This window comes from Methylophilus sp. 'Pure River' (assembly GCF_046765995.1).
GTDB lineage: Bacteria > Pseudomonadota > Gammaproteobacteria > Burkholderiales > Methylophilaceae > Methylophilus.
This window is the reverse complement of the sequence record NZ_JBKOUE010000002.1, coordinates 273,388-287,011: the sequence shown is the minus strand read 5'-3', so window position 1 is coordinate 287,011 and position 13,624 is coordinate 273,388. Positions and strand designations below refer to the sequence as shown.

Sequence of the window (13,624 nt, the reverse complement as noted above, 5' to 3'; positions counted from 1 at the left end):
ACGCCTCTCATGGAGAAAAGTACAACCTTCATGGCGTCGAAGTTTGCCGAAGTTATTGCATTTTGTCCAGAGAAATTCGCAGTTTAAAGAAAATTGAAAGTCGCTAATTTAGCCGACAATTGAAGTGGTTTTGTAGCGAACAGACGGGATTTGACGGCCTGTGCACACTAGAAAAAAGCCATTAAAACGCTACAAATTGAGTGCACTTTGCAGCATTTGGCGATTGACGCGGCCAAAGAAAATTTGCGTCACCTCGCCTTGCGCGGAGATCACCACCGTATAAGGCAACACACCTTTATGGTTACCCAATGTTTCAGCCAATGGCATGCCTTCATTCTCGGCTATCAGCAGGGGATAGCTCACTGGCGTGCTTTCTATAAACTCATGCACGGCGGCAGCCTCATCAATCGCCAGACCCAATATAGTAACCTGAGGGTGCGCACTGGCCAAAGCAGAAATCTCCGGCATTTCTTCACGACAAGGCTCACACCAAGTCGCCCAGAAGTTCAAAATAAGCGGCTTGCCTTTATATTGCGCCAGTGGATATGCTTTACCGCCATGATCGAACAGGGTGGTGGCCCATACCGGTGCAATGTCTGCCGCAGTCGGCAATGCGGATTCTGTTGCCATAAACTGGTGGCGGTTAAGATATAACCAGCGAAAACCGCTGCCAAGCACCACCATGAGCAGCACCGTCATGACCACGCGGGCGACATTACGCATGCGGCAAGGCCTCTACTGGTTTTAATTTAAGTGCACGCACCGTGCGCACAAAGCGCTCAGCATCCTGATAGCCTTTAATCACGGGCTGCATGGCCTGGCCCTGTGCATTGAAAAACACAATGCCAGGCGGCCCAAATAAGGCAAATTGCTTCAATAACGCGGCATCTTCAGCATGATTGTCTGTCACATCGGCCTGCAACAGTAATACGCCTTGCAATTCAGCCCGCACAGCGGGGTCGCTGAATACAAACTGCTCGTACTCCTTGCAAGACACACACCAGTCGGCATAAAAATCCAGCATCACCGGCTGGCCATTGGCAGCCTTCAAGCGTTGCTCAAGCGCTTGCACGCTATGCACGCGCTCAAACGCCAATGGCTGCACACTGGCAGGTGAGCTTGCCATCAGATTTTGTAATGGTTGTAGCGGCGAGCGCGCCCCTGACCAGGCACCGACGAGCAAGGCGATGCCATATAGCAGCAAGATGACCGCAAATCCTTTAAATAAGCGCTGTACCGTGCCCGCCGTGGCAGGCAGTGGATCAATTGCCCGCAAATAAATTGCAGGCACAATGCAGAGTGCCGCCCATAATACCAATTGAGCTGTTACCGGCAAAATCGGACTGATGACCCAGATGGCCACACCCAGCATCAGCACACCAAACAAGCGCCGAATCGTATTCATCCACTCACCAGCTTTGGGCAGCAATGTGCCCGCAGAGGCACCGATCAATAACAATGGCGCCCCCATACCTAAAGAAAGTGAAAACAAAGCCACCGCGCCCAGCGTGACATCATGGGTTTGGCTGATATAAAGCAAGGCACCCGCCAGCGGCGCTGCCACGCACGGGCTGATAATCAGTGCGGAAATGGCGCCCATCAGAAAATCACTGAATAAATGACCACCTTTAAAGCGGCTGCTCCAGTTAAAAAAGTAATTCTCAACCGCGCTTGGCAACTTCAACTCATAAAAGCCAAACATCGAAAAAGACAGCACCACAAAAATCAACGCACCGGTGATCAAGGCGGCGGGCGTTTGCAAGGCGTTGCTCAACAACTGCCCCGACAAACCTGCCGCCACCCCTGCCAATGTATAAGTCAGGCACATGCCCAAGGTATAAGCCAATGACAGCGTGAAGGCTTTACCGCGCGAAACATGCGCATTTTTACCGACAATAATGCCGGATAGAATAGGAATCATGGGGAACACACAAGGCGTCAATGCCAACAACAAGCCCGCCCCGAAAAAGCCCGCAACAATCTGCCACCAGCGGCCAGAAGATAATAGTTTTCCGGAGAACTCTTCTTCAACAGGCGCAACGTCTGACGCAGCAGATGTGATGCTGTAAGAAGAAACCGCAGATCCAAAGGAAGGTGACTTGGACAAAGGCAGTGATTTGGTTTGCGGTGGGTAACACAAGCCCTTTTCGCTACAGCCCTGATAACGCACCTGCAATGTGTCAGGCGCGACGCCCGTAAACGCGACCTCGGCTAAGGTGTCGTGGTGAAACACCTGCTGCTCACCAAAATTAGGGTCATTCTTGGTTTCGCCCGCAGGCAATGTGATTTTGGCAGTGTCCCCGGCAGGCAACACCAATTGAATGCGCTCACGGTATAAATAATGTCCCGGTGCCACGGTGAACTTGAGCTGCGCATGGCTTACATCTACCAAACCGGCCTCGACTTTAAACGCCTCATCGACGGGCAAGAAATCTTCGCTGCTATCGTCCGTAAACAGCTTTGAAAACTGCGAAGCCGCATGCACGGGCGGCATGGCGAGCAATAGCGCTACCAGCACGATCCAGCTTCTTAACCACATTCTCATCAACTATCTACTCCCGTACCCTTGTTTCTGCCGCCACCCATGCCAGATATTCTGGCAAACCCTCGTTCACATGGATGCCTATAATCTCCGGAAGTTCATAAGGATGCAGCATCCTTAACTTAGTCGCGCAGTCAGCATAAACCTGACAAGTCGTTTTGATGGTCAGTCCAATCTCTTCCGCGTGCTCAACTTGCCCTTGCCAGCGATAGATTGATGTCACCGGGCTTGAAATATTGACACATGCCGCCAACTTCTCTGTAACCAGCGTCTGCGCGATATGCTCGGCACATGCCCTGTTCGGCACATGCGTAAACACGATTATAATTTCCTCTTTTGGCGTCACAGGCGCTGACTCACAGACAGGATTCTGACATGCGTTTTCTCATCTTTGCTATTCTACTGGCTTTTCCGTTTCTGGAGATAGCTGTGCTGATCGAACTCAGCCAACGCTATGGCTGGTGGGTATTGGCCTACCTGGTCATTATCGGCTACCTGGGCTTGAAATTGATACGCAATGAAAAAGACCTGATTGCAGCGCGCATGTTCCAGCAAATGGGCGCGGGTAGCAATCCGGTAGCTGCCATGTTTTCAACGGCCAGGAATATGTTTGCCGGGGTACTATTATTAATCCCTGGCGTCATCAGCGACGTGCTCGCCGTCATATTGCTGCTGATTCCCGGCAACAATGCGGGCGTAGGCACAACGGGCAATCAAAACAGCGCGCAATATCGTGCCAGCGCCAACGACGAAGTGATTGAAGGCGAATTTACCGAAGTAGATGACAGTAAGCCAGCAGACAACGTGGTGCACTTACCTCGCAAAGATTAACCCGACAGAAAACAACGCCTTATGAATCGTGTCTTGATTGAAAACAGCGGCCATACCTTTGACGTGCGCCCCAGCCAAACCGTGCTCGAAGCCGCCATTGAAGCAGGCATCAACCTGCCATACGGCTGCCGCAATGGCGCCTGCGGCGCATGTAAAGGCAAAGTGTTGACCGGCAAAGTCATGCATGACGACTTTCAAGGCAATGCGCTGACCGATGCAGAACTAGCCGCAGGCCTGGCACTGTTTTGCTGTGCGCGCCCACTGGAAGACCTCGTCATAGAATGCCGCCAGATTGATATGGTGCAAGGCATCAAGCCACGCATTCTGCCCGTGCGCATCCAGCATAAAGAGCAGCTAGGCGATGACGTCATGGTGCTGCATTTGCAATTACCGGGCACCGAACAACTCGCCTTTATGGCCGGGCAATATATCGAATTCCTGCTCAAAGATGGCCGCCGCCGCGCGTTTTCGATCGCCAATGCCCCGCACGAAAAAGGCTTTATCGAGCTGCACATCCGCAAAATTGCCGGTGGTCACTTCACCGAACAAGTATTTAACGAGATGCCGGTAAAAACCATACTTCGCATAGAAGCACCCTTGGGTAGCTTTTTCCTGCGTGAACAAAATGACAAGCCTATCATCATGGTCGCCGGTGGCACTGGTTTTGCGCCGGTGAAAGGCATGATAGAGCACATGATTTTCAACCAGATCCAGAGACAGGTGTATCTCTACCGTGGCGCACGCCAAATCAGTGACTTGTATATGGACGAGCTTTGCCAACGCTGGGCGCAGTTTATGCCGAATATTCAATATATCCCGGTAATTTCAGATGGCAACAACAGTGAAAACTGGGATGGCCGTCGCGGACTGGTACATCAGGCCGTGCTGGAAGATCATGCGGATTTGAGTGGATTTGAGGTGTATGTGTGTGGCGCACCTGGCATGGTAGATATTGCCAAACAGACGTTTGTCGCGCGTGGGCTGCCTGAAGAAGAGTTTTATAGTGATGCGTTTACGTTTGCGCCTAAGTAACTTGCCTCTGCCTTGCGCTATTTTTTTTCGCCTGTAGGCGAGTCACTTTCTGATGCTTGCCCCTCAGAAAGTAACCAAAGAGGAGGGCACCCAGCCATCACGGCCTGCGGCTCCCTTGCGTTGCTCAAATTAGGACTTTCGTCCGTTGCTTTGCTGGACTTAGGCATAAGCCGGTCACGAAACTCAACCTGGCAGCTCACACAAAACGTGAGCTGCTGCGGGATTCGGACAGTCGCTCCCTCTACTCTTATTTTGTCTCCGCTACTCAGCGTGATGGAATGGGATTTATCTCGCCAAACTCACGTCGCATAAATGCGGACGGTTCAAAAACCAGATTCGTTTATTTAAATCACTAAACCGTTGCGCTCGCTTGGTTTCCGGGGTCCCGATCTGCCGCGCCGAGCAACGCAGGATTGACGGGGGTCTTCGGCCATCGGCTGTCCGAGCTCCGCAGTGGCTTGCGTTTTGTGCAAGCCACTAGGGCGAGTTTCGATGGACGCCCGCCAAGCCGATTAGCACAGGATACAAGCGGAAGCTGGGGTGCATTTCTTTTGGTTACTTGTTCTTTGGGCAAGCAAAGAAAAGTAACTCGCTGTAAAAGCGAAAAGGGCCGGTTAAAAAATTACCCTTTTAACCATCTCGCAATATCCATCGCATAATAAGTCAACACGCCATCCGCCCCTGCGCGCTTAAACCCTAACATCGCTTCCAGCACACACGCCTTCTCATCCAGCCAGCCATTCTGTGCGGCGGCCTTGAGCATGGCATATTCACCACTGACATGATAAGCATAGGTCGGTACACCAAACTCGTCTTTGACGCGGCGTACGATATCCAGATACGGCATGCCTGGTTTCACCATCACCATATCGGCGCCCTCTTCCAGATCCAGCGCGACCTCTTTCAACGCTTCGTCAGAGTTGGCCGGGTCCATCTGGTAATTGTATTTATTGCTTTTGCCGAGGTTGCCAGCAGAACCAACCGCGTCACGGAACGGACCGTAGAAAGCAGAGGCGTATTTAGCGGAGTAGGCCAGTATGCGGGTATAGATATGCCCGTGCTCTTCCAGTGCATCGCGGATGGCGCCAATACGGCCATCCATCATGTCAGAAGGCGCAACCACATCGGCACCTGCTTCTGCGTGACACAAGGCTTGTTTGACCAGGACCTCAACGGTTTCATCGTTGAGCACATAACCCGTGTCATCAATCAGGCCATCCTGACCATGCGTCGTGTAAGGATCCAGGGCGACGTCAGTAATCACGCCCAGTTCAGGGAAGGCTTTTTTCAGGGCTTTGACCGTACGCGGCACCAAGCCATCCGGGTTGTAGGCCTCTTTGGCATCCAGACTTTTGTATTGCTGCGGCACCACCGGGAACAAAGCCAGCGCCGGAATGCCCAGCTTGACGCATTCTTCGGCGGTTTTCAGCAATACATCGACACTTTGACGCTGCACGCCAGGCATGGATTTCACTTCTTCAGTCTTACCTTCGCCCTCCAGCACAAATACCGGATAAATCAGGTCATTCACCGTGAGGACGTTCTCGCGCATCAAACGACGAGAAAAATCGTCCTTACGCATGCGGCGTGGACGGATAGCGAGAAATTGATTACTCATGGTAGCCCTTTGCTTTACCCAAATACCCTGGCCAGTTCAGCGCCGGGATCGTCCTGACGCATAAATGCTTCACCGACCAAAAAGCCGTTAACGTTGTGGCTGCGCATCAGGGCGACGTCTTCCGGTGTAAAAATACCGGACTCAGTGACCACAAAGCGGTCTTCTGGCGTGTTTTCGAGCAAATCGAGCGTGGTTTGCAAGGTGACATCAAAAGTGCGCAGATTACGGTTATTGATGCCCAACAAAGGCGTTTCCAGTTGCAGGGCCAGTTCGAGTTCGTCTGCATCATGCACTTCTACCAGCACCGCCATACCCAGATTATGGGCGGTCAGTTCCAGCTCGCGCATTTGTGCCAGTTCCAGCGCGGCAACAATCAGCAAAATGCAGTCAGCGCCCATGGCACGCGCTTCATAGACCTGATAAGGGTCGATCATGAAGTCTTTGCGCAGCACTGGCAATTTACAAGCAGCACGGGCTTGTTTTAAATAAGCTGCGGAACCCTGAAAATATTGTTCATCCGTGAGTACGGACAAGCAGGCGGCGCCGCCTTTTTCATAGCTTTTGGCGATCTCGGCCGGATTGAAATCCGCACGAATAATGCCCTTGGAAGGGCTGGCTTTTTTAATTTCAGCAATCACTGCTGGTTTATCCGCATCGACCTTATCAACAATATTGCCGATAAAATCACGGCAATCAGGCTGATCCAGCGCTTCATCACGCATCGCATTCAGCGGCTTGATCGCTTGTGCCTTAGCGATTTCTTCGCGTTTGGTGGCTAAAATTTTATTTAAAATATCAGACATAATGTACTCGCATGTTTATCGTTTCACTTACTGGCTGCGCGCATGCGCGCTTACTGGTAAGTATGATCTTGATGTTTAATCCAGCCGCTCTGGCGCCCTTGCGGATCGTGGTGCGTCCAATGCATGATGCCACCTTTGGGGTTGTAAATATACTCACCTTTAAAGGTCACTACATCACCTACACTCAGTGCTTCCACCCGTGGTGCCAGGTCAATATTATGCGCAAATAACAAGGTTTGTTCAGGCGAGACACTGACCAAAAAACGCTGGTGCCGGGCACCTTTGTTATCGTCAGGCAGCAGTTTTTTCACCACACCGCTCCCCTCCAGCCAGACATGGCTTTGCTTTTGGGCAAAAGCCTGCTTAACGCCGGCATTGTCTTCTGCTGTCAGACCAGCAAACAGTGATTGCAGGTTAAGCGTTTGAGCCTGTGATTTAACTTCAACCGCTGACTGCGGCTGATTGCTTGTACCATAGCCGCTTGCGCCCTTTTGCGACGTTTGCTGACACGCAGCCAGCAAACAGACCAGCGCAATCAATCCGTAGCGTTTCATGCCGTCTGGCTCAAGGCTTTCAGTTGTTGCAGTTTATTCAAGGCCGCGCCTGAGTCAATGGATTGCGCCGCTTGCGCAATGCCCGATGGCAAATCATTTGCCAGGCCAGACACATAAATGGCAGCACCGGCATTCAGCAATACAATATCGCGCGCCGGGCCTTTTTCACCAGACAGCAAGCCCAGGATAATCTCGCTGGAATGCTGTGCGCTTTCCACCCGGATGCTGTTGATGTCATGCAATGGCATGCCAAACTGGGCCGGGTTCAAAGTGTACTCACTGACTTTGCCGTCTTTGAGTTCGGCCACATAAGTGTCGGCAGAAAAAGAGATTTCGTCCATTTCGTCCGCGCTATGTACCACCATCACATGCTCGCTACCCAGTTTTTGCAAGGTTTGCGCCAGCAATGGCACAAGATCGCGATGAAACACGCCCATGACCTGGCGCTTGGCACCGGCCGGATTGGTCATTGGGCCTAACAAGTTGAACATGGTACGCACCCCAAGTTCACGGCGCACAGGCGCGGCATACTTCATGGCGGCATGATGATTTGGCGCAAACATAAAGCCAATGCCCGCTTCATTGACGCAACGCACCACTTGCTCCGGCGTCAACGCGATATTCACGCCCAGCGCTTCCAGCACATCGGCAGAGCCGCTTTTTGAAGAGGCTGCACGGCCACCATGTTTGGCGATTTTTGCACCCGCGCCTGCGGCAACAAAGGCTGATGCCGTTGAGACATTAAATACCTTGTTAGGTGCACCACCCGTGCCACAAGTGTCAATCAAATGACGCGTATCGCTAATATCCACTTTACTGGAAAGCTCACGCATCACCTGCGCGGCAGCGGCAATTTCAGTGACGGTTTCGCCTTTAACACGCAAAGCAGACAAAAAGCCCGCAATCTGGATCTGGGTAAATTCGCCGCTCATGATCTGCTGCATGATTTGCAGCATTTCTTCATGCGTGAAATCGGTATGGTCAATCAAGCGCTGTAAGGCGATTTTAGGCGTCATACTCACCATTAATAGCCTTTCAGGAAGTTGTCCAGCAACTCATGTCCGTACTCGGTCAAGATAGATTCGGGGTGGAATTGCACACCTTCCACCGCCAGGGTCTTATGCTTGACGCCCATGATCTCGCCATCTTCAGTCCAGGCAGTGATCTCCAGGCAATCCGGGATGGTTTCGCGCTCAATGACTAGCGAGTGGTAGCGCGTCGCGGTATATGGGTTAGGCAGGTTCCTGAACACACCGGTATTGGTATGGTGGATCAATGAGGTTTTACCATGCATCAGGGTTTTGGCCTTGATGATGTTGCCGCCAAAGGCCTGGCCGATGCTCTGGTGACCCAGGCACACGCCTAGCAGCGGAATCTTGCCAGCAAATTCATGAATCAGTGGCACAGAAATACCTGCCTCATTCGGCGTACAAGGGCCAGGGGAAATCACGATTTTCTCCGGCTGCATCGCTTTAATCTGTTCCAGCGTGATCTCATCATTACGGTGCACATGTACATCCTGGCCCAGCTCGCCGAAATACTGCACGAGGTTGTAGGTAAAAGAGTCGTAGTTATCAATCATCAACAACATATCAGGCTCCCTTTCCTGCATGGGTTTGAATATTGGCCGCTTGGTTATCTAAACCAGCCTGCACCAGTTCGGCGGCACGAATCACCGCCTTGGCTTTATTTTGGGTTTCGTCCCACTCAGACTGCGGCACCGAGTCGGCAACAATACCAGCACCCGCCTGCACATAAAGCTTGTTGTCTTTAATCACCGCCGTCCGGATGGCAATCGCCACATCCATATCGCCGTTAAAGCCTAAATAGCCGACGGCACCCGCGTAAATCCCGCGCTTGGACGGCTCCAGTTCTTCAATGATTTCCATGGCGCGTACTTTAGGGGCACCGGAAACCGTACCTGCAGTAAATGTCGCTTTCAGCACATCAATCGCATCCAGGCCAGGTTTGAGCTGGCCTTCGACGTTGCTGACGATATGCATCACATGCGAGTAACGCTCAATGGTCATGTTGTCAGTGACTTTCACCGTCCCCGTCAGCGCGACACGGCCAACATCATTGCGACCCAAGTCCATCAATTGCACGTGCTCGGCACGCTCTTTGGGATCGGCCAGCAATTCGGCTTCCAGCGCCAGATCGTGGTCACGGTTTTTACCGCGAGGGCGTGTCCCTGCAATCGGGCGGGACGTGACCGTGGTGTCTTCCAGGCGCACCAGAATCTCTGGCGAAGCGCCAACCACATGATGGTCATCCATATCGTAATAGAACATATATGGTGATGGATTCAGGCTGCGCAAGGCACGGTACAAACTCAGTGGCGGGGCGTCAAAGTCTTGCACCATGCGCTGGCTGAGCACCACTTGCATGATGTCGCCCTCAAGAATGTATTGCTGGCCTTTTTTAACTGCCGCTTTGAAGTTATCTTCACCAAACTCTGAAATAGCTGCTGTTTTTGCAGTTGGTAATGCCGCAGGAATCTCAACGCTGCAACGTAATTTCTCCACCAATGCATGCATGCGCGTACACGCAGTTTCATAGGCATTAGACTTGGCCGGATCGGCATACACAATGAAATACAATTTGCCGGACAGGTTATCCACCACAGCAATCTCTTCAGACACCATCATTAAGATGTCTGGTGTACCAATCACGTCTGGCTTTTTCCGCTTGCCCAGACGCTTCTCAACGTATTGAATGGTCTCGTAACCAAAATAGCCCGCCAGGCCGCCGGTGAACCGAGGCAATCCATCGTATGGCGGTGTTTTGAAACGGGCCTGATAGGCTTTAATAAAGTCGAGCGGGTTTTGATCAGTGTGCGACTCAATGACTTGATCGCCTTGAATGACTTGCAAGGCCTCATCACGTACGACAATACGCGTGGTGGCTGGCAAGCCGATAATCGAATAGCGGCCAAAGCGTTCGCCGCCTTGTACGCTTTCGAGCAGGTAAGAGTAGGGTTGATTCGCCAGTTTCAGATACAGCGACAAAGGCGTATCCAGATCGGCAAAGGTTTCCATCACCAGCGGAATACGGTTGTAACCTTGCGCCGCCAGCGTGTCAAATTCGGTCTTGCTTAAGGTGCTTAACATGATGCTTTTTCCAGGTTGATCGTCGAGTGTGTCGTGGGCAAGCCTCACGACAGATCAGTGCAAATGGCGTGCACCAGCGCCGGGGAGTAGGACTAGCCCCGCCACGAACGACGCCAGCTTAATACTGGCCAACTGGAAGAATGATGAGCACAAAACATCATGATATCTGGACAAATTTCTTGTTATCCCCGCTTAAGAGAGCAGGTAACTCCAGCAAATTCACCACCTCGGTGAGTTGCTGTACCGTGGCATCCACGGTTGCCACATCAATGGCGCGCCCTTGATTATACCCATAAGGCACAGTCACGACAAAGCACCCCGCAGCATGGGCGGCCTGAATATCGGTTTCAGAGTCACCCACCAGCACTGCCTCAGCTGGCAAAGTGCCTAGCTTTTGGCAAATATGCAACAGCGGCAACGGGTCTGGTTTCTTTTTAGGCAAGGTATCACCGGAGACAACGATTTCAAAAAAATCCGCCAATCCGGCATGCTGCAATAAAGGCAGGGTAAACTTTTCCGGCTTGTTGGTGACACAGGCTAAACGATAGCCTTGTTTTTTCAATTGTTGCAACGCTGGCAACACGCCAGCAAAGGCCTGGCTGTCGGTCGCATTCGCCTCATAAAAACCATGATACAGCGGTTGCGCACGGGCAAATTCCTGCTCAGAGGGCTCACCGTGCATGCTACCAACCAAACAACGTTTGATCAGGTTTTGCACGCCTTCGCCAATATAAGTGGTGATTTGTGCCTGGGGTAACATGGGCTTGCCTAACGCCACCAGCATACGGTTGGCGGCTTCGGCAATTTGCGGCGCGGTATCAAGCAGGGTGCCGTCCAGATCGAACATCACCACCCTGACTTGGAACCGCATCTTGATTACCCTTGCAACGCTTTAAATTTATACCGTTGCCAAGGCAGCGCGCAACTGACCAACAATCGTGTCATAACGGTTAGGGTCAGTGTCTTTACCTGCACCAAACACAGCGCTACCAGCCACGAATGTATCGGCACCGGCTTTAGCAATCTCAGCGATGTTGTTCGCATTCACGCCGCCATCCACTTCCAGCCAGATTTGACGACCAGTTTGCTCGTAATAAGCATCAATGCGTGCACGGGCCTGTTTCAGTTTATCCAGGGTTGCTGGAATGAATTTTTGGCCACCAAAACCTGGGTTCACAGACATCAGCAGAATCATGTCCACTTTGTCCATCACGTAGTCCAGGTAATGCAATGGCGTCGCTGGGTTAAATACCAGGCCAGACTTGCAACCGCTGTCACGGATCAATGCCAGGCTGCGGTCGATATGATCAGACGCTTCCGGGTGGAAAGTGATGATGTCCGCACCGGCTTTGGCAAAGTCAGGGATGATACGATCCACTGGTTTTACCATCAAATGCACGTCGATCAGCGCGCCAGCATTGTGAGACAACTCACGAATGGCATCACAGACCAGCGGACCAATGGTCAGGTTAGGCACGTAATGGTTATCCATCACGTCAAAGTGAACAATGTCAGTGCCGGATTTAATGACGTTTTCGATTTCTTGGCCTAATTTGGCAAAGTTGGCAGAAAGAATACTTGGGGCAATGCGAAAAGTTTTATCCATGCTGGTGTTCCGTCTCTTGAGTTCCGTGAATTAATCTAATAAAAATTTAGCAAAACCAATATTTTACCGCCAATTTGTTTCAAATTGACAGGATTCTTGCTTGTGACGCGTGAATATAAGAAAATGTCGGCACTATTAGACATGGATTTCCATCCAAACGCTCATGAACTGTTTGCAAGCGCCGATTTGTTTATCTTTTGACCCTGTCCCGCAGGTAAAATAGCGCCATGCAACTGTATACCATTGGTGTCAACCACACCACCGCCCCTATTGCCATCCGCGAGAACGTTGCGTTTAACAACGAAACCTTGCCGCAGGCGCTGGCGGATCTGGCACGTCATAACGTGGCAGAAGTGGCTATTTTATCGACCTGCAACCGCACTGAAATCTATGTGCAGTCCATCCGCCCCGAAGTGGTGATTGACTGGCTGGCGGCCTATCACCGCCTGGACGCAGACAAATTGCTGCCTTACACCTACACCTTGAGTAGCCACGAAGCGGTCAAGCATGCATTCCGCGTCGCCAGTGGCCTGGACAGCATGGTGCTAGGCGAGGCGCAAATCCTCGGGCAATTCAAACAGTCAGTCAAAATTGCGCAAGATTCAGGCACGCTGGGCACAATGCTGCACAAGCTGTTCCAGCGCACTTTTGAAGTGGCCAAAGAAGTCCGCACCAATACCGACATTGGCGGCAGCTCGATTTCCATGGCCGCCGCCGCCGTTAAGCTGGCACAACGTATTTTTGGTGACCTGAGTTCACAAAGTGTGCTGTTTATTGGCGCCGGTGAAATGATAGAGCTGTGTGCCGACCATTTTGCCGCGCAAAAACCGAAAAAAATCACCGTTGCCAACCGCACACTAGAGCGCGGCGAACAACTGGCAGAAAAAATTCGCGGCCAAGGCTTAAACGTACAAGCCATTTTGCTCAACGACCTACCTGAGCGCTTTCAAGAATTTGACATCGTCATCACCAGCACCGCCAGTCAGTTGCCAATTGTCGGCCTGGGCATGGTAGAGCGCGCGATTAAAGCACGTAAGCACCGGCCGATGTTTATGGTCGACCTCGCCGTGCCGCGTGACATTGAGCCCGAAGTCTCCGCGCTGGATGATGTGTTTTTATACTCGGTAGACGACTTAGCTCAGGTAGTCACAGAAGGCCTGGGCAACCGCCAGGAAGCCGCCGTCAATGCTGAGCTCATCGTAAACTCGCGCGTAGAGCACTTTATGCAGTGGCTCAAACAGCGCGAAGCCGTGCCCACTATTAAAGCATTGCGCGACCAGGTAGACACCGTACGTAAAGCCGAACTGGAAAAAGCGCTCAAATTACTGCAAAAAGGCGAATCGCCGGAAAAAGCCCTCGAAGCCCTAAGTAATGCACTCACCAATAAATTTTTGCATGGTCCCAGCCATGCGCTCAACAACTCTCACGGCGATGCCCATGCGCATATGGAGCACCTCGTGAAACAACTCTTTCAAATTAAAGAATAACTTTCCAAGCCTGGCATCCGCGCACGCTTTGAAGATTAGGT

General features: G+C 51.8%; 14 protein-coding genes. 3 read left to right on the top strand and 11 right to left on the bottom strand.

Annotated elements, in window-relative coordinates:
- Positions 1-189 precede the first annotated feature (189 nt).
- From ACIDE9_RS03625 to cutA, 3 genes are read right to left on the bottom strand one after another with little or no spacing between them, the layout of a single operon-like run.
- Entirely contained in the window at positions 190-723 is a 534-nt protein-coding gene (locus ACIDE9_RS03625) for a TlpA family protein disulfide reductase (RefSeq protein ID WP_411992756.1), read from the bottom strand.
- Positions 716-2,539, bottom strand: coding sequence for a protein-disulfide reductase DsbD (gene dsbD / locus ACIDE9_RS03620; RefSeq protein ID WP_411992849.1), 1,824 nt, complete (start codon positions 2,537-2,539; stop codon positions 716-718). The genes ACIDE9_RS03625 and dsbD overlap by 8 nt, the downstream gene beginning before the upstream one ends.
- 13 nt (positions 2,540-2,552) lie before the next feature.
- Positions 2,553-2,861 (bottom strand): divalent-cation tolerance protein CutA, encoded by a 309-nt coding sequence (gene cutA, locus ACIDE9_RS03615; protein ID WP_411992754.1) that lies wholly within the window; start codon positions 2,859-2,861, stop codon positions 2,553-2,555.
- A 56-nt stretch (positions 2,862-2,917) separates the two neighbouring features.
- Here cutA and ACIDE9_RS03610 point away from each other — a divergent pair, with 56 nt between their 5' ends.
- Positions 2,918-3,373, top strand: coding sequence for an FxsA family protein (locus ACIDE9_RS03610; protein ID WP_411992752.1), 456 nt, complete (start codon positions 2,918-2,920; stop codon positions 3,371-3,373).
- A gap of 21 nt (positions 3,374-3,394) precedes the next feature.
- Positions 3,395-4,405 (top strand): CDP-6-deoxy-delta-3,4-glucoseen reductase, encoded by a 1,011-nt coding sequence (locus ACIDE9_RS03605; RefSeq protein WP_411992751.1) that lies wholly within the window; start codon positions 3,395-3,397, stop codon positions 4,403-4,405.
- Between the two features lie 622 nt (positions 4,406-5,027).
- On the opposite strand, the gene hemB is transcribed toward ACIDE9_RS03605, so the two are convergent.
- The 8 genes from hemB to rpe all read right to left on the bottom strand — a co-directional run bounded on the left by hemB (position 5,028) and on the right by rpe (position 12,096).
- Positions 5,028-6,023 carry a porphobilinogen synthase gene (gene hemB, locus ACIDE9_RS03600; protein WP_411992749.1) on the bottom strand — a complete coding sequence of 332 codons (996 nt, stop codon included), beginning with the start codon at positions 6,021-6,023 and terminating at the stop codon, positions 5,028-5,030.
- Positions 6,024-6,037: 14 nt separating this feature from the next.
- Positions 6,038-6,826, bottom strand: a complete 789-nt coding sequence (gene trpC, locus ACIDE9_RS03595; protein WP_194752477.1) for an indole-3-glycerol phosphate synthase TrpC — start codon at positions 6,824-6,826, stop codon at positions 6,038-6,040.
- A gap of 50 nt (positions 6,827-6,876) precedes the next feature.
- A complete protein-coding gene (locus ACIDE9_RS03590) occupies positions 6,877-7,380 on the bottom strand; it encodes a DUF3465 domain-containing protein (RefSeq protein WP_411992746.1) in 504 nt (167 codons plus the stop codon).
- A complete protein-coding gene (gene trpD, locus ACIDE9_RS03585; protein ID WP_411992744.1) occupies positions 7,377-8,405 on the bottom strand; it encodes an anthranilate phosphoribosyltransferase in 1,029 nt (342 codons plus the stop codon). The genes ACIDE9_RS03590 and trpD overlap by 4 nt, the downstream gene beginning before the upstream one ends.
- The gene (locus tag ACIDE9_RS03580; protein WP_411992742.1) at positions 8,405-8,971 is read right to left on the bottom strand and encodes an aminodeoxychorismate/anthranilate synthase component II; all 567 of its coding nucleotides are present in this window, start codon (positions 8,969-8,971) and stop codon (positions 8,405-8,407) included. Before ACIDE9_RS03580 ends, trpD begins: the two co-directional genes overlap by 1 nt.
- A gap of 1 nt (position 8,972) precedes the next feature.
- Positions 8,973-10,490, bottom strand: a complete 1,518-nt coding sequence (trpE, locus tag ACIDE9_RS03575; protein ID WP_411992741.1) for an anthranilate synthase component I — start codon at positions 10,488-10,490, stop codon at positions 8,973-8,975.
- A gap of 157 nt (positions 10,491-10,647) precedes the next feature.
- Positions 10,648-11,361: a phosphoglycolate phosphatase gene (locus tag ACIDE9_RS03570; RefSeq protein ID WP_411992739.1), complete on the bottom strand. Its 714-nt coding sequence runs from the start codon at positions 11,359-11,361 to the stop codon at positions 10,648-10,650.
- 27 nt (positions 11,362-11,388) lie between these two features.
- On the bottom strand, positions 11,389-12,096 hold the full coding sequence (gene rpe, locus ACIDE9_RS03565) for a ribulose-phosphate 3-epimerase (RefSeq protein ID WP_194752482.1): 708 nt from the start codon (positions 12,094-12,096) through the stop codon (positions 11,389-11,391).
- Between the two features lie 227 nt (positions 12,097-12,323).
- Here rpe and hemA point away from each other — a divergent pair, with 227 nt between their 5' ends.
- Positions 12,324-13,583, top strand: coding sequence for a glutamyl-tRNA reductase (hemA, locus tag ACIDE9_RS03560; protein ID WP_194752483.1), 1,260 nt, complete (start codon positions 12,324-12,326; stop codon positions 13,581-13,583).
- Positions 13,584-13,624 lie beyond the last annotated feature (41 nt).

Coding starts and splice junctions, on each gene's coding strand:
- ACIDE9_RS03625 (WP_411992756.1), bottom strand. CDS start 723: ATGCGTAATGTCGCCCGCGTGGTCATGACGGTGCTGCTCATGGTGGTG.
- dsbD (WP_411992849.1), bottom strand. CDS start 2,539: ATGTGGTTAAGAAGCTGGATCGTGCTGGTAGCGCTATTGCTCGCCATG.
- ACIDE9_RS03610 (WP_411992752.1), top strand. CDS start 2,918: ATGCGTTTTCTCATCTTTGCTATTCTACTGGCTTTTCCGTTTCTGGAG.
- ACIDE9_RS03605 (WP_411992751.1), top strand. CDS start 3,395: ATGAATCGTGTCTTGATTGAAAACAGCGGCCATACCTTTGACGTGCGC.
- hemB (WP_411992749.1), bottom strand. CDS start 6,023: ATGAGTAATCAATTTCTCGCTATCCGTCCACGCCGCATGCGTAAGGAC.
- trpC (WP_194752477.1), bottom strand. CDS start 6,826: ATGTCTGATATTTTAAATAAAATTTTAGCCACCAAACGCGAAGAAATC.
- ACIDE9_RS03590 (WP_411992746.1), bottom strand. CDS start 7,380: ATGAAACGCTACGGATTGATTGCGCTGGTCTGTTTGCTGGCTGCGTGT.
- trpD (WP_411992744.1), bottom strand. CDS start 8,405: ATGGTGAGTATGACGCCTAAAATCGCCTTACAGCGCTTGATTGACCAT.
- ACIDE9_RS03580 (WP_411992742.1), bottom strand. CDS start 8,971: ATGTTGTTGATGATTGATAACTACGACTCTTTTACCTACAACCTCGTG.
- trpE (WP_411992741.1), bottom strand. CDS start 10,490: ATGTTAAGCACCTTAAGCAAGACCGAATTTGACACGCTGGCGGCGCAA.
- ACIDE9_RS03570 (WP_411992739.1), bottom strand. CDS start 11,361: ATGCGGTTCCAAGTCAGGGTGGTGATGTTCGATCTGGACGGCACCCTG.
- rpe (WP_194752482.1), bottom strand. CDS start 12,096: ATGGATAAAACTTTTCGCATTGCCCCAAGTATTCTTTCTGCCAACTTT.
- hemA (WP_194752483.1), top strand. CDS start 12,324: ATGCAACTGTATACCATTGGTGTCAACCACACCACCGCCCCTATTGCC.